This is a genomic window from Streptomyces sp. NPDC022552 (assembly GCF_055561875.1).
Map to the genome: position 1 here is coordinate 101,052 of NZ_JBVHGJ010000011.1, position 19,591 is coordinate 120,642.

General features: G+C 73.2%; 17 protein-coding genes and 1 tRNA gene. 10 read left to right on the forward strand and 8 right to left on the reverse strand.

Annotated features, from left to right (window positions below):
• Positions 1 to 185: 185 nt before the first annotated feature.
• Both ACZ3OF_RS26095 and ACZ3OF_RS26100 read right to left on the reverse strand, forming a co-directional pair.
• Complete coding sequence (locus ACZ3OF_RS26095) at positions 186 to 1,592, reverse strand: HAMP domain-containing sensor histidine kinase (RefSeq protein WP_361673530.1); 1,407 nt, start codon at positions 1,590 to 1,592, stop codon at positions 186 to 188.
• Positions 1,589 to 2,290, reverse strand: a complete 702-nt coding sequence (locus tag ACZ3OF_RS26100; RefSeq protein WP_352187522.1) for a response regulator transcription factor — start codon at positions 2,288 to 2,290, stop codon at positions 1,589 to 1,591. The genes ACZ3OF_RS26095 and ACZ3OF_RS26100 overlap by 4 nt, the downstream gene beginning before the upstream one ends.
• A 78-nt stretch (positions 2,291 to 2,368) precedes the next feature.
• On the opposite strand from ACZ3OF_RS26100, the gene ACZ3OF_RS26105 reads away from it, so the two are divergent.
• A complete protein-coding gene (locus ACZ3OF_RS26105) occupies positions 2,369 to 2,929 on the forward strand; it encodes a hypothetical protein (protein WP_467307114.1) in 561 nt (186 codons plus the stop codon).
• Positions 2,930 to 2,951: 22 nt separating this feature from the next.
• Here the strand turns inward: ACZ3OF_RS26105 and ACZ3OF_RS26110 are convergent, their stop codons facing one another.
• Both ACZ3OF_RS26110 and ACZ3OF_RS26115 read right to left on the reverse strand, forming a co-directional pair.
• Entirely contained in the window at positions 2,952 to 3,827 is an 876-nt protein-coding gene (locus ACZ3OF_RS26110; protein WP_467307115.1) for a spermidine synthase, read from the reverse strand.
• Between the two features lie 100 nt (positions 3,828 to 3,927).
• Positions 3,928 to 4,365, reverse strand: coding sequence for a hypothetical protein (locus tag ACZ3OF_RS26115; RefSeq protein ID WP_361602982.1), 438 nt, complete (start codon positions 4,363 to 4,365; stop codon positions 3,928 to 3,930).
• Between the two features lie 224 nt (positions 4,366 to 4,589).
• Between ACZ3OF_RS26115 and ACZ3OF_RS26120 the strand changes: the two genes are divergently transcribed.
• Positions 4,590 to 5,876: a tetratricopeptide repeat protein gene (locus ACZ3OF_RS26120; RefSeq protein WP_361673538.1), complete on the forward strand. Its 1,287-nt coding sequence runs from the start codon at positions 4,590 to 4,592 to the stop codon at positions 5,874 to 5,876.
• A gap of 87 nt (positions 5,877 to 5,963) precedes the next feature.
• Here the strand turns inward: ACZ3OF_RS26120 and ACZ3OF_RS26125 are convergent, their stop codons facing one another.
• Positions 5,964 to 6,557 carry a histidine phosphatase family protein gene (locus ACZ3OF_RS26125; RefSeq protein ID WP_361673542.1) on the reverse strand — a complete coding sequence of 198 codons (594 nt, stop codon included), beginning with the start codon at positions 6,555 to 6,557 and terminating at the stop codon, positions 5,964 to 5,966.
• Positions 6,558 to 6,729: 172 nt separating this feature from the next.
• Here ACZ3OF_RS26125 and ACZ3OF_RS26130 point away from each other — a divergent pair, with 172 nt between their 5' ends.
• The 3 genes from ACZ3OF_RS26130 to ACZ3OF_RS26140 all read left to right on the forward strand — a co-directional run bounded on the left by ACZ3OF_RS26130 (position 6,730) and on the right by ACZ3OF_RS26140 (position 11,004).
• Positions 6,730 to 7,914, forward strand: coding sequence for a hypothetical protein (locus ACZ3OF_RS26130; RefSeq protein ID WP_467307120.1), 1,185 nt, complete (start codon positions 6,730 to 6,732; stop codon positions 7,912 to 7,914).
• Between the two features lie 166 nt (positions 7,915 to 8,080).
• On the forward strand, positions 8,081 to 9,670 hold the full coding sequence (locus ACZ3OF_RS26135; protein ID WP_467307121.1) for a hypothetical protein: 1,590 nt from the start codon (positions 8,081 to 8,083) through the stop codon (positions 9,668 to 9,670).
• Positions 9,667 to 11,004: an AAA domain-containing protein gene (locus tag ACZ3OF_RS26140; RefSeq protein WP_361673549.1), complete on the forward strand. Its 1,338-nt coding sequence runs from the start codon at positions 9,667 to 9,669 to the stop codon at positions 11,002 to 11,004. Before ACZ3OF_RS26135 ends, ACZ3OF_RS26140 begins: the two co-directional genes overlap by 4 nt.
• A gap of 45 nt (positions 11,005 to 11,049) precedes the next feature.
• On the opposite strand, the gene ACZ3OF_RS26145 is transcribed toward ACZ3OF_RS26140, so the two are convergent.
• Positions 11,050 to 11,625 (reverse strand): peroxiredoxin-like family protein, encoded by a 576-nt coding sequence (locus tag ACZ3OF_RS26145; protein ID WP_361673551.1) that lies wholly within the window; start codon positions 11,623 to 11,625, stop codon positions 11,050 to 11,052.
• Between the two features lie 68 nt (positions 11,626 to 11,693).
• Here ACZ3OF_RS26145 and ACZ3OF_RS26150 point away from each other — a divergent pair, with 68 nt between their 5' ends.
• The 4 genes from ACZ3OF_RS26150 (at position 11,694) to ACZ3OF_RS26165 (ending at position 13,932) form a co-directional block, all read left to right on the forward strand.
• Positions 11,694 to 12,308, forward strand: a complete 615-nt coding sequence (locus ACZ3OF_RS26150; protein WP_361673553.1) for a TetR/AcrR family transcriptional regulator — start codon at positions 11,694 to 11,696, stop codon at positions 12,306 to 12,308.
• A gap of 85 nt (positions 12,309 to 12,393) precedes the next feature.
• Positions 12,394 to 12,750 carry a hypothetical protein gene (locus ACZ3OF_RS26155; protein ID WP_361673555.1) on the forward strand — a complete coding sequence of 119 codons (357 nt, stop codon included), beginning with the start codon at positions 12,394 to 12,396 and terminating at the stop codon, positions 12,748 to 12,750.
• A 452-nt stretch (positions 12,751 to 13,202) separates the two neighbouring features.
• The gene (locus ACZ3OF_RS26160; protein WP_361673558.1) at positions 13,203 to 13,868 is read left to right on the forward strand and encodes a bifunctional DNA primase/polymerase; all 666 of its coding nucleotides are present in this window, start codon (positions 13,203 to 13,205) and stop codon (positions 13,866 to 13,868) included.
• Positions 13,859 to 13,932, forward strand: a tRNA-Lys gene (locus tag ACZ3OF_RS26165). Before ACZ3OF_RS26160 ends, ACZ3OF_RS26165 begins: the two co-directional genes overlap by 10 nt.
• Positions 13,933 to 14,003: 71 nt before the next feature.
• Here the strand turns inward: ACZ3OF_RS26165 and ACZ3OF_RS26170 are convergent.
• Positions 14,004 to 15,287 (reverse strand): M6 family metalloprotease domain-containing protein, encoded by a 1,284-nt coding sequence (locus ACZ3OF_RS26170; RefSeq protein ID WP_467307123.1) that lies wholly within the window; start codon positions 15,285 to 15,287, stop codon positions 14,004 to 14,006.
• A 326-nt stretch (positions 15,288 to 15,613) separates the two neighbouring features.
• On the opposite strand from ACZ3OF_RS26170, the gene ACZ3OF_RS26175 reads away from it, so the two are divergent.
• Positions 15,614 to 17,650: a putative bifunctional diguanylate cyclase/phosphodiesterase gene (locus ACZ3OF_RS26175; RefSeq protein ID WP_467307124.1), complete on the forward strand. Its 2,037-nt coding sequence runs from the start codon at positions 15,614 to 15,616 to the stop codon at positions 17,648 to 17,650.
• A 120-nt stretch (positions 17,651 to 17,770) separates the two neighbouring features.
• Here the strand turns inward: ACZ3OF_RS26175 and ACZ3OF_RS26180 are convergent, their stop codons facing one another.
• Positions 17,771 to 19,471, reverse strand: coding sequence for a glycosyl hydrolase family 18 protein (locus tag ACZ3OF_RS26180; RefSeq protein WP_467307125.1), 1,701 nt, complete (start codon positions 19,469 to 19,471; stop codon positions 17,771 to 17,773).
• Positions 19,472 to 19,591: the final 120 nt, after the last annotated feature.

The following is a 19,591-nucleotide window of genomic DNA, read 5'->3' on the forward strand; positions in this document are numbered from 1 at the left end:
GGTGGGGTGCGGCAGCACGCTAGCGAGCGAGAAACGGACAAATGGCCACGAGGAGGCCGGGGTTGAGGATTCTTAGGCTCCGCTTAAGGAAGGCATCGGGACGACGAAAGGTTGGACCCGGGGCCGCCCCCGCGGGCGCGCCTCTCAGGCGCCCCGCGCGGGCACCCCGCACGGCAGGCGCCGCGTCACCGGGCCCTCGTCGCGGCCGGCTTCTTGCGGCGCCCCCGCCGGTTGCCGCGGCCTGCCGCGTCGCCGAAGCGGCGGCCGTCCAGGCCGATCCAGATGCGGACCTCCGTACCTCCGAGCACCGAGTGTCCGATGCGGACGTCGCCGCCCGTGGACTCGGCCATCTGCCGCACGATGTCCAGGCCGAGACCGGTCGAGCCGTCGCGGTGGCCGCTGTTGCCGCGGGTCAGCGCGGCGGCCGGGTCGGCGATGCCGGGCCCCGCGTCGGAGACAAGCACGATGACGGCGTCGTCGCCGTTGTGGACGTCGACGGAGAACGCCGTCCCTTCCGGGGTGTGGCGGAAGACGTTGCCGAGCAACGCGTCGAGCGCGGCGACGAGTTCGGGCCGGGCGACCGGGATCCGTACCGGACGCTCGATGCCCGCGACCCGCACCTTGCGGCCCTCGTCCTCGGCGAGCGCGGACCAGAAGTCCATCCGTTCCCGGACGACCTCGGAGGCGTCGCAGCCGGCGCCCGGGGCGGGGCCCTGCGTCTGGGGCTTGGCCTCCCGCGCCGTGCGGATGATCGTGTCGACCTCGCGCTCCAGCTGTTCGACGGCGGTCCGGGTCTGCTCGGCGGCCGGCCCTGAGCCGAGCGAGGCGGCGTTGAGCCGGAGCACGGTCAGCGGGGTCCGCAGCCGGTGGGAGAGGTCGGCGGCCAGTTCACGCTCGTTGGCGAGGAGCTGGACGACCTGGTCGGCCATGGAGTTGAAGGCGACGGCGGCCGACTTGAGCTCCGGCGGCCCCTCCTCGGGGACCCGGGCGCCGAGCCTGCCCTCGCCCAGATCGTGGGCGGCGCGCGCGAGGCGCTGCGCGGGCTGGACCATGCGGACGCCGAGGCGGTCGGCGACGGCGACGGAGCCGACGATCAGGGCGATGCCGACGCCGGCCAGGACCAGCCAGGCGGTGGCGACGCCGTTGGTGACCTCGCCCTCGGGGACGAAGAGTTCGACGACGGCGACCTGCCCGGAGGAGAGCGCGGTGGGCTGGAGCAGCACCGAGCCGCCCTCCACCTCGGCGATCGACGCCCGCCCCAGTTCCCGGGTGGTCCGCAGGTCCTCCTCGTCGGCCCTGCGGGTGCCGATCTCCAGGGCCTCGGCGCCCGGCTCGCCGGCCGAGGCGGCGGCAGGGACGTGGACGGCCATCCGCCCGGCGGCCCCGTCCTCCGTAGTCGCGACGGCCCGGTCGAGCTTGTCGCGGTCGGTGGTGATGGCGAGGACGGGGGCGAGACCGGCGGCGCGCCGCTCGGCGTTGGAGAAGGCCCGGTCGCGCGCCATCTCCTTGACGACGAGTCCGAGCGGTACGGCGAAGGCGACGACGACCATGGCGGTGACGGCCAGCGACACCTTGACGAGTGCCCATCTCACGGCCGGCTCTCCCGCGGCGGCTCCAGCTTCACGCCCACCCCGCGCAGGGTGTGGAGATAGCGGGGACGGGCGGCCGTTTCGCCCAACTTCCGCCGCAGCCAGGACAAATGTACGTCGATGGTCTGGTCGTCCCCGTAGGACTGCTGCCACACCTCGGCGAGCAGCTCCTTGCGCGGGACGACGACACCCGGCCGTCCCGCGAGGAACGCCAGCAGGTCGAACTCCCGGCGGGTCAGGTCGAGCCGGGCCCCGTCGAGTTCCGCCTGGCGGCGCAGCGGGTCGATCGACAGTCCGCCGACCTGGATCACCCGCGACGGCGGGGCCTCCCCGGCGGCGGCGCGCGAGCGCCGGAGCACGGCGGCCATCCGCGCCGACAGGTGCTCCACGGAGAAGGGCTTGGTCAGATAGTCGTCCGCGCCGTCGTTGAGGAGCCGGACGATCTCCGCCTCGTCGTCCCGCGCGGTCGCGATGATCACCGGTACGTCGGTGATGCCGCGCAGCATCTTCAGCGCCTCGGACCCGTCCAGATCGGGCAGTCCGAGGTCCAGGATGACCACGTCGAAACGGAAATGGGCGACCTCGCGCAGCGCCTCCAGGGCCGTGCCGACGCTCCGTACGGTGTGGGAGGCCTCGGTCAGATGCCGGATGAGGGCGGAGCGCACGAACTGGTCGTCCTCGACCACGAGCACACTTGCCATGGGCCGCACCGTACGCCATACGGGTGAGGCCGAGGGAAGGTCCACCCTGCGGGACGGCCGGGACGGCTGTGGTGCAGTATGGCCCGGATGCGTAGAGGACTTGTTCACGCCATGGCGTGGTCGCTCGCCACGGGCGCGGCGGTCACACTCTCGTGGTGGGGTGTGCACACGGTGCTGGCGGGCACGGTCTACGACCCCCCGCGCGCACTGCCCATTCCGGCCGGGACCAGCAGCGACAGTGCGGCCGGCAAGGCCGGTGACACGCCCGTCTCCGCCACCCGGCGGCCGGAGCCCTCCTCCCCCACGCCGTCCGCCGGGTCCGGCACTGGCGGCACTCCCACGTCCTCCGCCTCCGCGGCACCCTCGCGCAGGCCGACCACTCCGAAGCCGCCCGCCTCCCGGCCGCCCCAGGGCGGGGGCAGCGTGAAGAGCTATGCCGTGGACGGCGGTCTGGTCGCCTTCGACCTCGGCGAGACCTCGGCGGAGCTGGTCTCCGCGACCCCGGCCTCGGGCTGGCAGATGCAGGTGTGGAAGCAGCCCACCTGGATCCGGGTCACGTTCACCAAGGACGGCCGCGAGCTGTCGGTCTTCTGCGTGTGGCACGACACCGCGCCCCGGGTGGAGATCGAGGACCGCTGAGGCCGCTCCCCCGTGAGCCGCGTCAGCGGAAGACGGACGGGGGCGGTACGGGCGAGGGCTTGGCGCTGGCGTCGGTGACCGGGGTCGCTCCCCCGGTGAAGTCGGCGAGCGTACGGCCGTGTTCGACGCGGCCGGGGTGCGGATCGGTCGCCACCCGGCGGGTCAGCTCGGCGACGGGCAGCTCGCGGTCGGAGGCGAGGAGCACCGCGTTGCCGAAGCGGCGGCCGCGCAGCACGGTCGGGTCGGCGGTCAGCGCGAGTTCGGGGAAGACGGTGGCGGCGGTCGCGACCTGGCCGCGCAGATGCGTCAGCGGCGGCCCGTCGGCGAGGTTCGCGGCGTAGAAACCGCCGGGCCTCAGGACCCGCCGGACCTCGGTGAGGAACTCGGTGCTGGTCAGATGCGCGGGGGTGCGCGCCCCGCTGAAGACATCGGCGATGATCAGGTCCGCCCAGCCGTCCTGCACCTTGGAGAGCCCGGCCCGGGCGTCGGTGGAGCGGACCCGGATGCGGGCGGTCGTGTCGAGGGGCAGCTCGCGGCGGACGAGCTGGACCAGCGGCCCGTCGAGCTCCACGATCTGCTGGGTGGAGCGGGGCCGGGTGGCGGCGATGTAGCGGGCGAGCGTGAAGGCGCCGCCACCGAGGTGGACGGCCTGGAGGGGCCGGTTCGGCGGGGCGACGAGGTCGGCGATGTGGCCGAGGCGCCGCTGGTACTCGAACGAGAGGTGGCCGGGGTCGTCGAGATCGACGTGCGACTGCGGGGCGCCGTCGATCAGCAGCGTCCAGCCGCGGGGCCGCTCCCGGTCGGGTATGAGCTCCGCGAGCCCGCCGTCGACGGTCTCGACGACGGCGACGGCGGCGGCCGCCTTCTCGCGCTGTCTGTTCCTTGCCACGTGCCCCATTATCGGCGTTCGCCGGACTCCTCCGCCCGACGAGCTCCAGGAGGTGCCCCGCTCCCCGCGGCGGCCCGCGGGGCAGGGGGCGCCGGCGCGCCGGACACCCCTAGTGGCAGCCGTCGGCCGCTTCGATCAGGCGGGCCGCCTGGCCGAGGGCCTCGCGCAGCACCATCGGGTCGGTGACCTCGCCCGTGTCGCCGGGCGGCAGGAGCCAGCCGGCCGGCCGGGGCGCGTCACCGGCCGGCTCGGGCAGCTCCGGCAGCTCGGGGATCCGCAGGCCACGCCCCGAGGTCTGCGTACAGGCGCTGCCCGGCATGTCCCAGCCCGCCGCCGTGCCGGGCGGCACCAGGAAGCCGAGGGTGTCGCAGGCCCCGTCGTGCAGCACGGGGCCGACGACCGGGGTCCCGCCCCGGCGGAGGATGTCCACGGCTTCCAGGCCCTGGCGCGCCGGCACGGTCACCAGGTCACAGGGCTCGGCGTGCGGGGCACTGGCGTCCGGGGTGGGTGCATGCCGTGCGGTCGACTGCGATCCGATCTCCAACAAGGGGACCCCTCCTCGCTCCTGAGAAGACACGTTCCGTCTCTCCACATGGTTCAACGCCCGTGCGCGTCAACGGCTACGGCGGCACGCCGCCGCAAAGGATGGCAGTTCATGGCAGATCGCGAGCGAGATATCCGATTTATGGCAAAACTCAGCGTGTGCGACCGGACACAGCAGGTACGTTCATGCCCGGCCGGAACACCGGCAGCACAGGAGAGGGCTCGGCCATGGCGGTGTCAGGGGCAGTTCCCAATCTCGCCTTCCGCCGACTCCGCGGACAGCACTCGCCGGCGGAGTTCGCCGCGGCGGTCCGGCGGGCGGCACGGGAGATCGGCGAGCGGGTCGCGTGCGACGCCCGCTACATCGGGCGCGTGGAGGCGGGCGAGATCCGCTGCCCCAACTACGCGTACGAGCGGGTGTTCCTGCACATGTTCCCCGGTCTCTCCCTGGCGGACCTGGGCTTCTCGGCGCGAGAGGCGGTCCGCGGCCGTCGGCCGGCCGTCTCGGCCGGGGCGACCCCACCCGCCATCACGACCCGGAACGATGAGGAGAGCGACGTGCTGCGTCGCGCATTCATGACGAGCGGCACCGCCACGGTGGCGGCCGCCTCGCTGGGACTCGGCGGCACCGCCGTCGCGATCCCCGCCCCTCGCGGGGCACACAGGATCGGCGAGGCCGAGGTCCGCGCCGTCGAGGACGCCGTACGGCAGATCCGGCTGCTCGACGACCGGCACGGCGCCGACGGCCTGTACAAGGCGGCGGCCCAGCCGCTCCGGGCGGCGTACGCCCTGCTCGACGCGGGCACGACGGCCCGCCGCTCCACCGAGGACCGGCTGCACGCCGGCGCCGGCGAGCTCGCGATCTCCGTCGGCTGGCTGGCACACGACTCCGGCCGCTTCGACGACGCCCGCTCGCACTACGCCGAGGCCCTCGCCACCGCGCGCGTGGCGGGCGATCCCGCACTGGAGGCGCACGCCTTCTGCAACACGTCGTTCCTGGCCAGGGACGCGGGACGGTACCGGGAGGCGGTCCGTGCCGCCGAGGCCGGTCTGCGGGCGGCGCAGCCGCTCTCCTCCGACCGACTGCTCTCCCTGCTCTGCCTGCGGGAGGCGGGGGCCTGGGCCGGACTGGGCGACCGGACCGCGTGCGAGCAGGCCCTCGGCCGTGCGCACACCCACTTCGCCCGTGGGCAGAGCGAGGGCGACCCGGAGTGGATGTCGTTCTTCGGGGAGCCGGAACTGGAGGCGCTGGAGGCGCACTGCTGGTCGGCGCTCGGCGACTGGGGCCGCGCGGCCCGCCACGCCCATCGCGCGACGGTCCTCCAGAACCCCCACTTCGCGCGCAACCTCGCCCTCTACCGCGCCCAGCTGGCCAACAACCTGGCCCACGCGGGCCGCCCCGACGAGGCGGCGGCGGAGGCACGCCGGGTGGTGGACTCGCTGGGCGACGTCCAGTCCTCCCGCATCCGCCGCATCCTGACGGACACGAGCCGAGTCCTCGCGACAACCCGCTGACTCGCCGGAGGGCCGGCCGGAGGGCTGGGCCGGAGAGCCGACCGGAGGACCGGCCGGGGCCCGACTCCGCGAGCCGGCCAGAGGCTCCTACTCCAGGTGGCCCGTGTCGTTCCAGCGGGACAGGGCCGGCTTGCCGTACATCCAGCCCAGGACCGACAGGCTCGTCGGGTCGAGGCCGATACGGGCGCCGAAGGAGACCTCCTCGCCCAGCCAGCGCGCCGCGAGCGTACGGAGGATGTGTCCGTGCGCGAAGACCAGCACGTCCCGGTCCTCCGACCGCGCCCACTCCACGACCTCGTCCGCGCGCGCCGTGACCTGCTCCAGGCTCTCGCCCTCCGGCACGGCGTCGCGCCACAGCAGCCAGCCCGGCTGCCGCTCCTGGATCTCGGCCGGGGTCAGCCCCTCGTAGGCGCCGTAGTCCCACTCCATCAGCGCGTCCCACTCCCGCGCCCGCTCGCCGAAGCCGGCGATCTCACAGGTCTCACGCGCACGTGCCAACGGGCTCGTGCGGACCTCCACGTCCGGCAGGCCGTTCCACTGCGCCCGGTGAAGCCGCTCACCGAGCAGCTTGGCGCCGCGCCGGCCCTCGTCGAGCAGCGGGATGTCCGTCCTGCCGGTGTGCCGGCCGCTCAGCGACCACTCGGTCTGGCCGTGCCGGGCGAGCAGGATGCGCGGTGCCATGAAGGCTCTCCAGGGGTTCACGTATCGGGTGCCCTTCCATCATCCCGCACGTGAATTCGCGGCGACGTCCGGGCGACGCCGGACCGCCGGTGACCGGCCCGCAGGGAGCTTCGGGGCGTCGTCGGGCGGGAACCGCGACCGAATGTCAGTGGCGGATGGGAGACTTCCGCGGGTGAGCGCATCCCTGGACAGCGGAGCTCCTCTCCCTCCGCAGACGACACGACGGCACGGGGCCTCCCCCGCTCCGGTGAAGCCGAGAGTGTGGGAGAAACTCGCCGAGCTGCGCGGCCCGGCCGTGGTGCCGCATCCGCTGGACGCGCGGGCGCTGGCGGCGCTGGCCGCCAACCCCGGCTGCCGGCGGCGCGCGCTGCTCGACGGCGCCGGGGTGGACAAGACCGCGCTCGCGGCGAAGCTCGGCTCGCCCGCCGCCTTCGGTCAGTCGCAGTTCGCGTTCATGCGGGGCAACGCCTTCGAGGCGAAGGTCAAGGCGGACGGCGGGCGCGAGCTGCTGCGGCTGCTCGGCATCGAGGATGCCGGGGCGGCCGAGGTCCCGGACCTGACGGCGGCCGGCCCCGAGGGCCGCGCCGCCCGCACCGCGCTCGCGCTGCGCGAGGCGACCGCCGCCGGCCGGTGGGCACTGCTCGACCACCCGATGCTGGCTCTGGAGGTGGCGGGCTCCCCCGCCTATCTGGAGCCGGACGCCGTGGTGGTGCACCCCGACGGCCGGTGGACGGTCGTGGAGATCAAGTCCTTCCCGATGATCGACGGTTCCGCCGACGCCTCCAAGGTGGGCGCGGCGGCCCGCCAGGCGGCGGTGTACGTCCTGGCCCTGGAGCGGGTCGCGGCGCTGACCGCCGGCGCCGAGGTGGCGCACAGCGTGCTCCTCGTCTGCCCGAAGGACTTCTCCAACCTGCCGACGGCCTCGGTCGTCGACGTACGCAAGCAGCTGTCGGTGACCCGGCGGCAGCTGGCGCGGCTCACCCGGATCGAGGACATCGCGGACGCGCTGCCGGAGGGCGTCACGTTCGACGTGGAGGCCTGTTCGACGGAGGAGCTCACGGCGGCGGTGGAGTCGGTTCCGCACGCGTACGCGCCGGAGTGCCTGTCCGCGTGCGAGCTGGCCTTCCACTGCCGGGAGCGGGCCAGGTCCGCGGGCGTGGTGGAGGCACTGGGGCGTTCGGTACGGGGCGAGTTGGGCGGCCTGACCACGATCGGGGCGGTCCTGGCGGCGGCCCGCGGCGAGGAGGGCGACGCGGGGGACCCCACGGTCGACGCGCTGCGCCGGGCGCAGGCCCTGCGCGCGGAGGCGCTGGCGGCAGCGTCCGCCCGCTCGGGCGAGGGGACGCTCGCATGCTGAACCACCACGACGAGCCACTGCGCGGCGCCGGGGGCCTTACGCACGGCGGGCGCCGCACACACGGCGGGCGACTCACGCACGGGTCTCCGATCGCGCCGCGCCGGCGTGAGCGGCCCGGCCGGAACGTCGGGCGCCCCGGCCCGGACCGCTCCCACGGAGGCCGCTCATGTCGCTGATCTCCACCCTCGCCCGGATGGAGGCCGTCGAGTCCGGGCGGGCCCAGCCGCTGGCCACGGTGCGGCACCGCCACGTGTCCGACCGGCCGCTCGTTCTCGTACCGCTGACCACGGCAGGTGAGGCCGGCGCCCCGCTCGGTGCGCTGGTCGGGACCGACCGCGAGGAGCCCCGGCTCCTGGTCGTCGCGCAGCCGCGCGACCGGGACCTGCGGTTCGCGTTCCTCGCCGACCTGGCCGAGGAAGTCCTGCCGTACATCGACTCGTTCACCGACGTCGTGGAGGCGGCGGAGCGGAACGAGACCGATCCGGAGACCGGGAAGAAGGTCAAGGTAGAGGTCGACCTCTGCGCGGACGCGCCGCAGTTGATCGTGCCGAGCCGGGCCGGAATCGAGTACGTACGGCTCCTGGGGCGGTCGATGCGGTTCCGGCGGACGGCGGAGCAGGACCCGGAGACGCCGTTCCCGGCGCCGCCGCGCGTGCCGCTGCTCGGCCGCTGGCTGACCCACTTCGGCGAGCGGGCCCGCGTGCCCGGCTCCTCGCTGCTGCTGTCGGCGACGGACCTGCTCAACCGGCACTGGGCGACCGGCCAGTCCTCGCTGGAGGACCAGCACCTCGGCGCACTGCTGGCCTGGGTCGACCCGGACGAGGGCGTCTCCGGGGCCGAGGCGGCCCTCCGCGCCGAGCTCGGCCGGGACCGGGAAGGGCAGCTGCTCTGCCCGCCCGCCGGTCCCGCGACCGACCCGGCCTTCGACAACCGGCTGCTCGCGCCCGCGATCGAGCGCTACGACCGGGCCCGGCAGGCGCTGGCCTCGGCCGAGGACGGCGCCACGGCCGACGACCGCCTGGGCGAACTGCACCGGGCCGAGCGGGAGATCCGCCGGCTGATCGTCTCCCAGCTGAAGCCGACCTGGGACACGGTCTGGCGCGCGCTCGACCTGCTGCGGGAGCTGCCGGAGGGGGCGCGGGTGGCGGACCGCTGGACCCGCGACCGCTGGTCGTTCACCGGTCACCGCGACCGGGTGACGGCCGGTGAGCCCCCGCAGCCCCGCCGCGACGACGCGGTCACGGCGGCGCAGAAGCTGGCCGCGCGCGAGTCCGCGCAGGGCCAACTGGAGGCGCAGGAGGCCCTCGACGACCCGCTGGTGCTCGCCGGGCGGCGGCTCGCGGGCGAGGCGTTCGTCGCCGAGGTGGCGGAGGTGACGATGGCCTGGTCGGAGTCGAAGCGCCCTTCGCCACGCCCGCTGCTCACGGTCCGCACGGACGACCGCCCGCACCTGGGCGCGGGCGTCAAGGTGTACCGCTCGCTCGAAGGCAAGCCGCAGACCGCCGAGTTCGTACGGCGCGAGGAGGACGGCTCGCTCGTGCTGCGGGTCACCGACCGGATGGGCCGCTCCAAGGAACCCGCGGAGGGCTCGGTTCCGGAGAAGGGCGAGCGGATCGCCTGGACGCTCTTCGAGCACGACCAGCGGGTCGGCGCGAAGCTGCCCGACCCGGAGGAGACGCCCTGGACGCACGGCGGGCCTCCGCGGTCAGACACCGCCGAACTGCCCGACGCCCTCACGCCGGAGGACCTGCTGTGAACCCCGACGTCTTCGACCCGTCCACGGAGGCCGCCCGGGCCACGGCCGGCATCCTGGCCGACACCCTGCACGGGAACGCCCGGGGCGTCGTCGTGGACTCGCCGCCCGGCGCGGGAAAGTCGACGCTGGTGGTGCGGGCCGCGCTCGAACTGGCCGAGGCAGGGCGGCCGCTGATGGTCGTCGCGCAGACGAACGCCCAGGTGGACGACCTGGTGCTGCGGCTCGCGGAGAAGCGTCCCGACCTGCCGGTGGGGCGGCTGCACTCCAACGACACCGATCCGTACGACAAGGCGCTCGACGACCTGGAGAACGTACGGAAGTCGTCGAAGGCGGGGGATCTGGCGGGGCTTCCGGTCACGATCTCGACGGCCGCGAAGTGGGCGCACGTGAAGAACGTCGAGCCGTGGGCGCACGCGATCGTGGACGAGGCCTACCAGATGCGCTCGGACGCGCTGCTGGCCGTGGCGGGGCTCTTCGAGCGGGCGCTGTTCGTGGGCGACCCGGGGCAGTTGGACCCGTTCTCGGTGGTGGGCGCGGAGCAGTGGGCGGGCCTGTCGTACGACCCCTCGGCCTCCGCCGTCTCGACCCTGCTCGCGCACAACCCGGACCTGCCGCAGCACCGGCTGCCGGTGTCCTGGCGGCTGCCGGCGTCGGCGGCGCCGCTGGTGTCCGACGCGTTCTACCCGTACACCCGGTTCCGCAGCGGCACGGACCACGGCGACCGCCGGCTGACCTTCGGGGTGCCGTCGGACGGCTCGGGCCCGGACCGGGTCCTGGACGAGGCCGCGGAGTCGGGGTGGGGCCTGCTGGAACTGCCCGCCCGGCACACCCCGCGCACGGATCCCGAGGCGGTCCGTGCCGTGGCACTGGTGGTGCGCCGACTCCTCGACCGGGGCGGGGCGGCCGTCTCCGAGCGGTCGCCCGATCCGGTCGCGCTGACGCCGGACCGGATCGCGGTCGGCACGGCCCACCGCGACCAGGCGGCGGCGGTCCGCGCGGCGCTGACGGAGCTGGGCGTCTCGGGCGTGACCGTGGACACGGCGAACCGCCTACAGGGCCGGGAGTACGACGTGACGGTCGTACTCCACCCCTTGTCGGGCCGCCCGGACGCCACGGCCTTCCACCTGGAGACGGGCCGCCTGTGCGTCCTGGCCTCCCGCCACCGCCATGCCTGCATCGTGGTCTGCCGCGCGGGCGTCGCCGACCTCCTGGACGACCACCCCTCCACGGAACCGGTCCAGCTGGGTGTGACGGTCAAGTTTCCCGACGGCTGGGAGGCGAACCACGCGGTCCTCTCGCACCTCGCCGAACACCGCGTGCCCTGGCAGCCGTAGGGCCGGCCGCCCCGGGCCGCCGCATGCCCCGGCAGCCCTGACGGGTCAGCCGGTCGAGGGGGTCAGATCGGTGGTCGCGGCCGCGTGGGTGAGGAGTTCGTCCACCGGCCATTGGTCGTCGGCGTGTTCGCCGTACTTCGCGGCGGCGATGCGGCCGTCCGGGGTGATGAGGAAGTCCGCGGGCAGTCCGAGCCGGCCGCCGCGCGGGTTGCGTACCGGAGGGCGTTCCCGGCCGCGCACCAGCTCCCACGTGCCGAGGAGCACGGCCCGGGCGATGGGCCACCACGCGCGCGGGGAGAGCAGCGACCGCGGCGAGGACTCGACGCCGAACTCCGCGTAGAGCCGCCTGTCGGGGTCGGCCACGACCGCGAACGGCAGTCCGTCCAGGTGCGGGTGGAGCTCTTCCGGGGGCGAGTGGAAGACCACGACCTCCCGGATCCCCGCCGCCTCGATCTCCGCGTGCCTGCGGACGAAGGACCGCAGGTGGAGGTGGCAGATCGGGCAGCCGGCGAAGCGGCGGAACTGCAGATGGACGAGGTGTCCGGGGTCCGGCACGGCGACCGGGGGACCGAGGACCGGGTCGAGCGTACGGGCGGGAACGGGCGTGCCGGGCTTGAGCATGGACGACCTCCACGTAGGCGTACGGCGTACACCTACCAGCGTAGGCGTATGGCGTACGCTGTCAATCCATGCCGCGCCCCCGCTCCCTCACCCCGGACCAGCTCGCCGCCGCCGCGCTCGCCGTCATCGATCGCGACGGGCTCGCCGGTCTGTCGATGCGCACCGTGGCCAAGGAACTCGGCATGAGCACGATGGGGCTCTACCGGTACGTGGCCGACCGCGACGAACTCGAAGGGCTCGTCGCCGAACGCGTCCTGAGCTCCGTCGATCCGACCCCGCCCGCGGCCGACACGCCCTGGCGCGCCCGGATCGAGGTCCTGGTCCGGCGACTGCGCGACAGCGTCGGCGCACACCCCGCCGCCGTCCCGCTCACCCTCACCCACCGGCACCGGCTGCCGGGACTGCTGCGCTGGTCGGAGTCGGTGCTCGGGCTGATGGCGGAGGGCGGCATCGACGGCGAGCGGCGCGTCGTCGCCCTGCGCGGCCTGATCTCGTACGTCGTCGGGGCGATCCAGCTCGAACACCTCGGGTCCCTCGCCGGCGCGGGGACGACCGCCATCGCCGAACTGCCGCAGGACCGCTTCCCGTACATGACGGAGGCAGCCCGTCATGCCGCGGGCATCGAGGCCGAACGGGAGTTCTTCGGCGGCCTCACGGTCTATCTGCGCGGCCTCGGCGACTGACCGGCCCCCGCCCTCTTGCGCGACGCGGGACAATGGAAGACGGCCCGGGTGTCCGGGCCGCGTGTGTGCGAGGAGGAGAAGGACGATGGCGGAATCCGCGGAGCGCAACGAGCAACGGCGGCTCCGGCCGGCACCGCTGATCTTCGAGCCCGCCGAGGCGACCGCCGACCCGGAGCACTTCTTCGACCTGGAGTCGATCGAGGACCCGCGTGAGCTGCTGGCGCGCGCGACCGAGCTGACGCTCGCGTTCCGCGCGGCGACGGACCGGGCCATCGAGTACCAGGCGATGGCGGCGGCCCAGCTCGCCGACCCGCGGCGCTTCGACCGCCTGACGGCTGCGGACGTCGCCGAGCGGGCGGAGTGGACGGAGGACTACGCACGCCGCATGATCGACTTCGGCCGCGATCTCCTCCGCACGACCAGCACCCAGACGGACGACTAGCTCCAACGGCGGAACACGGACCCGGCGGACGACGAGGCGCGACATCGGCCCGCCGGGGGAATGCCCGTTCCGCGGACGGCAAGGCCGGGGACGGCTCACCCCGCCGGACGAACCCCAGCCCCATGAACGACAGCGCACGCCGGACGCCCTGCCCCGGGGGTCAACCAGGTCCGGAGTCGCCCGGCCATGCGGACGACGACCCGCGAACGACTCACCCCGGCACACCCGGGGCGCATTGGAGCCCCAGGGGCGCCTTGGAGCTCGCGGGGCGCGGCGGCGTTCGCGGCGCGCCGGGGCCCGGGCCCATGCCCCGCGCCCCCCTTCGCGCCATGCGCCCCCGCCACCCGCGCCTGGCATATGCCGGGGCGAAAGATACTCCCCTCGCACCACCCTTGTCCGGGTTTCCGGCAACACGCGGAAACGGGATCGTCACTGCCGGTAGATCTGACGTCATGAGTGCATGGCTGCGAGACGAGACACCCCTGAGCCCCGCCCAGAGCGACACCGACGAGCGGCGGACCGACGACGTCTTCCGGTTCCTCCGGGACACCGACGACCGCCGCCATCACTCCGCGCACGTCACCGCCGACGGCGCCGACTGGCTCGCCTCCGCCACCGCGTACCCGCGCTCCACGCTCGCGCTCTGGGAGTCCCGCCCCGCCGCCCCCGCCGTCCTCCCCTGCGGGACGGTCTTCGACGTCGTGAACGTGGAACCGATCTTCGGGCGCCGGATGCTCGACCGGCTCTGGGCGGAGGGTCCGGGTTCCGGGCCCGTCGCCGTCCACCGCGGCCGGATGCTGCTCTTCGCCGCGCCCGGCACCGCCCAGCGTTTACCGGCCCTGCTGCACTGGGAGGAGTGGGGTGACACCGTCCCGCCGCCGCTCTGCCACGGCACCGGCGACGCCGTGACCATCCCCCCGCTGACACCGCAGAACCCGGCCGGCCCCCGCTGGGTCGTCGCCCCCGACACCCGTCACCCCTGGCTGCCGGGCCCCGAGGTCATGCTCTGGGCCTGCGTCCGGGCGGCCCGCACCACCTCCGCCGCCGACGTGCGGATATCGATTTTTCCTCCCGCCGATCAGGATGCTAAGGTCTACGACGTCAGCAGGCGCCGCTAGCTCAGTTGGTTAGAGCAGCTGACTCTTAATCAGCGGGTCCGGGGTTCGAGTCCCTGGCGGCGCACAGACGGAGAAAGCCCCTCGCGAGAGCGAGGGGCTTTTTCGTTGCGACGGCAGCGAGCGTGCGAGCGACGGCTAGAGCGACGGCGGAGGCACCGTCACCTTCACCGTCCACGCCCCCGTCGGCGTCCGGTCCGCGACCTCCACCCGCGTGCCGTCCCCCGGCACCGTGAACGTCTCGCCCACGCGCAGCGGCGCGTCCGCCAGCGGCGGGTACACCGAGCGGTCCCAGCAGGCCTCGGTCCGCGGATGGGTGTCCACGACCTCGATCGGCCCCTCGCCGGACGCCGCCTCGTTCCGTACGCGGTAGATCAGCACACCCTCCTTGCAGGTGTCCTGGTCGTTGCCGGTCGAGCCGCGCGCCTCGATCGCGAGCGCCGTGCCGGGACCCGTCCGTACGACCGCGAGCCGGTTGCCGAGCGTGCCGCCGGCCACCGGCGCCGCCGCCAGCGGCTCCAGGCTGAACAGGCGGGAGCCCGGCCCCTGTACGCATATCACCTGGCGCCGCTCAAGCCAGCCCAGCTTCCACTTGTGCCAGCCGAAGGGCTCGGGGGCGAGGCCGAACTGGCTGCCCATGACGTCCCAGTCCCCCACATGGGTGTCCCAGTCGCCCTTGCCGTCCATCGGCCGGTGGTAGAGGTCCGGCAGGTCGAAGACGTGCCCGGTCTCGTGGGCCAGCACGTTCCGGTCCGGCGGGTGCCGCTCGAAGACCGTGACGACCCGCTTGATCTCGTTGCCGTCGACCGTGACCGGATGCTCCAGGTTGACGACCTTGGTGGCGTCGGAGTCCACGCCCGGCGCGTCGGGGTCTGCGACCAGATAGACGATGTCGTACCGCGAGAAGTCGACCTTCCCGTCGGCCGCCTGGAGCGCGTCGCGCAGATACGCCGTCCGCTTCGCCGCGTCCCAGTCACGCCGTATGGCGTACGACGTCGAGTCCTTCGGCATCGCGGTCCACTCCGGCTGCGTGTCGGCGCGCAGCGCGAAGCGGCCGTACGAGGCGCGCCGGAAGAAGTCGCTGGTGCCGGGGAAGTGGTCGGCGGCCAGGTCAGCGGGTGCGGTCAGCGGGGTGGAGTCCGGGAACGACAGGAAGATCATGACCGCGTCGAGCGAGCGGACGGGCTGCGGGTACGCGCCGTTCCAGGTGTCCAGGCCGAGGGAGTGGTGTGCGGCGGTACGGGGCAGGGCGCACGGCCCCGCCGACGGGGCGCCCACCGCGGGGCCCGCGACGAGCCCGGTCGCGGCGAGTGCCACGAGCGAGGTGAAGGCCGCGGCGGAGGCGCGAAGCCGCGCGCGCTCCACTCCCCCGGGTGGCTGCTGACCCCTCACATGGACCTCCGGCTGCCGAATGCGGGACACCCCACCCACCTTGTGATGGTTTGCGGTATTTCGCACGTTTCCGCTGCCCCAGTCGGGTGAGCGCGCGACATGGCGACGACACGACACGAGCGCGCAACGGTTCACGGAACGTCACAATCGGTCAGGCCCCCTCCGTCCCGCGTCAGACCCGCGCAGAAACGATCGGCCTGATGATGCCGGGGGCAGGCTCACGGCCTCCGCTGGACCGGAGGGCGCCCATGAAGCTGGAATGGCCCTGGGGCCAGCCTCTATGATCGGCACACTTTCCTTGGCCGACCCATCCCGACCACGTCTCTTACGGCCCGACTGCACTACGGGAGCGAGCGGTGAGCGGAACCCCCGAAGGACCGGTGCACACCCAGCTCTCGCCCACACGGGAGCCCGCGCCTCCGATCACGGAGCGTCACGACGAGCTTCCGGTCGACGCAGAAGTCGCAGAAGCCGCAACACCCGGAGCACCCGCGGAGACCGCAAAGCCCGCAGCACCCGCAGAGCCCGCAGCACCCGCGGAGGCCGCCGCGCCCGCAACGCCCACCGCGCCCGCGGACGTCGCGGCGGTCGCCGAGCTCCGTGACCACCGCGCCGCCTTCCGCGTCGCCCAGCTCGCCATGGCCGTCGTCGACCAGGACGGGCTCGTCGTCTCCGCGAACGACGCCCTCGGCTCCCTCTTCGGCACCGAGGCCGGCGCCCTGCGCGAGCAGGCCGCCGCCGACCTCGTCGACCTCGCCTCCGACGGCCGCACCTGGCACGCGTACCGCGAGGTCCTGCGCGGCCGCCGCTCCCGCTTCCGCTGCACGCGCCGGCTCAAGCACCCCGACGGGCGCTCGCTGTGGGCCGAGGTCACCGTCGCTCCCGTGCCCGACAGCCCCCGAGTCCTGCTCTCCGTCGCGGACATCAGCGACCGGCGCGAGCTGCAGGCCCGTCTGCGCCACCTCCAGATGCACGACCCGGTCACCCGGCTGCCCAACCGCACGCTGTTCTTCGAGCGGCTCTCGGCGGCCCTGGAGGCGGCGGCCTGCCTGGACGAGGAGTCGGCGGAGTTCCACGTGCACCCGTCCCACCCGTCGTACGAGTCCTACGAGTCCTACGAATCACACCAGTCGTACAGGGATGGCGGAACAGGGCGGATCGGTCTCTGCTACCTCGATCTCGACGGCTTCAAGGCGGTCAACGACACGCTCGGACACCGGGTCGGCGACCGGCTTCTCGCCGCCGTGGCCGCCCGGCTGACGGAGTGTGCGGACAACGACGGGTACACCAGGAGCGGCGGACACCTGGTCGCGCGGCTCGGCGGCGACGAGTTCGCCATCCTCGTCGAGGACTCCACCGGCACGGAACAGCTCGCGGATCTGGCGCAGTCCGTCCTCTGCGCGCTCCAGCGGCCCTTCGACCTCGCCGGGCAGCGGCTCTCCGTCTCCGCCTCGATCGGAGTGGTGGAGCGCGGTGCCCGCGGGACGACAGCGACGGGTCTGATGCAGGCCGCCGACACCACGCTGTACTGGGCGAAGGCCGACGGCAAGGCGCGCTGGACGCTCTTCGACCCCGAGCGCAACGCCCACCGGATGACCCGGCAGGCGCTCTCCTCCACCCTCCGCCCGGCCGTGGAGCGCGGGGAGTTCGCGCTGGAGTACCAGCCGCTCGTCGGGCTCGCGGACGGCGCGGTGCACGGGGTGGAGGCGCTGGTGCGCTGGAACCATCCGCAGTTCGGCACGCTTCCGCCGAATCGGTTCGTCGGGATCGCAGAGGAGGACGGCTCGATCGTCGAGCTGGGGCGGTGGGTGCTGCGCACGGCGTGCACGCAGGCCCGGCAGTGGCAGAAGGACCATCCGCGCGAGCGGCCGCTGTTCGTGAGCGTCAATGTGGCCGTACGGCAGGTCTGGGACTCCGACCTGGTGGCGGACGTCGCGGGGATCCTGGCGGAGACCGGTCTCGCGCCGCATCTGCTCCAGTTGGAACTGACCGAGTCCGCGGTGATGGGCTCGGCGGGCCGCCCGCTCCAGGCGCTCCAGGCTCTGAGCGACATGGGTGTACGGATCGCCATCGACGACTTCGGCACGGGGTACTCGAACCTGGCGTATCTGAGCCGGCTCCCGGTGTCGGTCCTGAAGCTCGACGGATCGTTCGTCCGCGGCTTCCAGGACGAGGCGCACGCCAACCCGGCGGACGAGCTGATCGTGGAGGCCCTGGTGCAGTTGGCCCACCGGCTGGGTCTGACGGTCACCGCCGAGTGCGTGGAGACCTCGGGTCAGGCGACCCGGCTGCGGCGCATCGGCTGCGACACCGGGCAGGGCTGGCTGTACTCCCGCGCGGTGGCCGCGGACCGTATCGCGGAGTTGATCGGGACCTCGCCGCTCGCGGTCTGAGCCTCACCCGTCGACCGGCATGGAACTGCCCCCGGCCGGAGGGACGTTCCGGGCGGGGGCAGTGGTCATGTGGTGCTCAGCGGGGTACGGACGGGCACCCCACTGAGCGGTCGGGGGTGGCTAGCAGGCGCCCTGGTCCTTCCAGACGCCCCACTCGCCGGTCGTGCCCGGCGTCTCGTTCTGGGTCCACCACTGGGCGAGCCACTTGCGGCCGTTGTGGGAGACGACCGTGCCGCCGTTGTAGACCGTGCCGGCCACGTACGCCGGGACCGAGCCGCAGCCCGTGGGCGGGGTGGTCGGCGGAGTCGTGGGCGGGGTGGTCGGAGGCGTCGTGGGCGGGGTGGTGGGCGGCGTGGTCGGCGGGACGGTGGTGCCGCCGAGGGCGTCGCTGATCTGGTTCAGCAGCGTGATGTTGTTGTCCAGACCGAGGAGCGAGTACATCATCGCCCCGGCCAGGCCGCGCTGCTTGCCGTAGTCCACCCGGGCCTGGATGGACCTCTGGTTCAGGCCGGTGAAGAACTCGCCGTCCTTGTAGAAGTACGAGGACTTGGCCTGGTCGTCCCAGAAGGTGGTCGCCGCGTTGTCGACGATGCCGCCGAGCTCCTTGTAGTGGGCGATACCGGCCTGCTGGCTGAGCGGACGGGCGGCCGAGCCGCCGGTCGCGGACTGGGCGAGGCCGTTGGCGCTGCCGGCCGGGACGCCCTTCCAGCCGCGGTAGTAGAACTCGTAGCCGAGCGTCAGCTTGTTGGCGGGGAAGCCGCCGGCGATGCCGTAGGCCGGCTTGCCGTCGATCCAGGAGTCGATCGCGTTGTCGATCGAGTACTTCTCGGTGCCCGGCGCGATGGGGTCGGTCGGGTCGTTGGAGCCGGAGTGGAGCGGGGACTGGTGGTACGTCGGCCCGTCGCCGTCCCAGGCGCCGTGCATGTCGTACGTCATGATGTTCGCGTAGTCGAGGTACGCGCCGATCTTGTCCGTCTCGATGTGCTTGATCTTGTCCTGGCCGGCCGGGAGGGCCGCGGTCAGCATGTACTTCTTGCCGCCGTTGGCCGCGCCGTACTCGTCGAGCTGCTTGCGGAACTCGGCGAGGAGGAGAGTGAAGTTCTGCTTGTCCTCGGGGCCGTAGTGGTTGCCGAGGTGGCCGCCCTCGGAGCCGGGGTACTCCCAGTCGATGTCGATGCCGTCGAAGATGCCCGCGGCGGTACCGGCGCCGCCGAAGCCGCCCTCGACCGGGAGGTTGCCCTTGAGGTACTGGTCGATACAGGACGAGACGAGCTTCTTGCGGCTGGCGTCCGTCTTCGCGGCGTCGTGGAAGAACTTGGAGTAGGTCCAGCCACCGAGCGAGATGTTGATCTTCAGGTGGGGGTACTTCGCCTTCAGCTCCTTGAACTGGTTGAAGACGCCCACGATCGGCTGGTTCCACGTGTCGGCCACGCCGTCCACGCTGTCGGCCGCGCTGAAGGACTTCTGGTAGTCGGCGTACGAGTCGCCCGCACCGTCGCCCGCGTTGGGGTTGTTGTCGTCACCTGCGGCCTTGTTGGCCATGAAACAGGTGAGGTTGGTGGGGTGGATGTTGCCGAACGAGTAGTTGATGACGTCCAGTTTGCTCGCGATGCCCCGGGTGTCGAGGTGCTTGGGATAGAAGGCGTTCCCGTACACGCTCCACTGGTCGTAGTACGCGATGCGCACGTTGCCGTCGGCGGCTGCGGCGGTGGTCACGGTGTCGGCCGCCTGGGCGGAGCCGAGGCCGACGGTCGCGGCGAGCGCGCCTGCGGCGAGGGCCGTGCTCACGAGCGCGGCGATCAATGGCTTACGGGGGTGCACGTTCGGCCTCCGAGGGGGTGACGCGAGACGGGAGTTGGTGAAGTGATAGCCCGTGTGTGAACAGCACGTCAATGGTCTGAACCAGATCGAGGACTAGACCAATTAGCCGATGAAACCCCT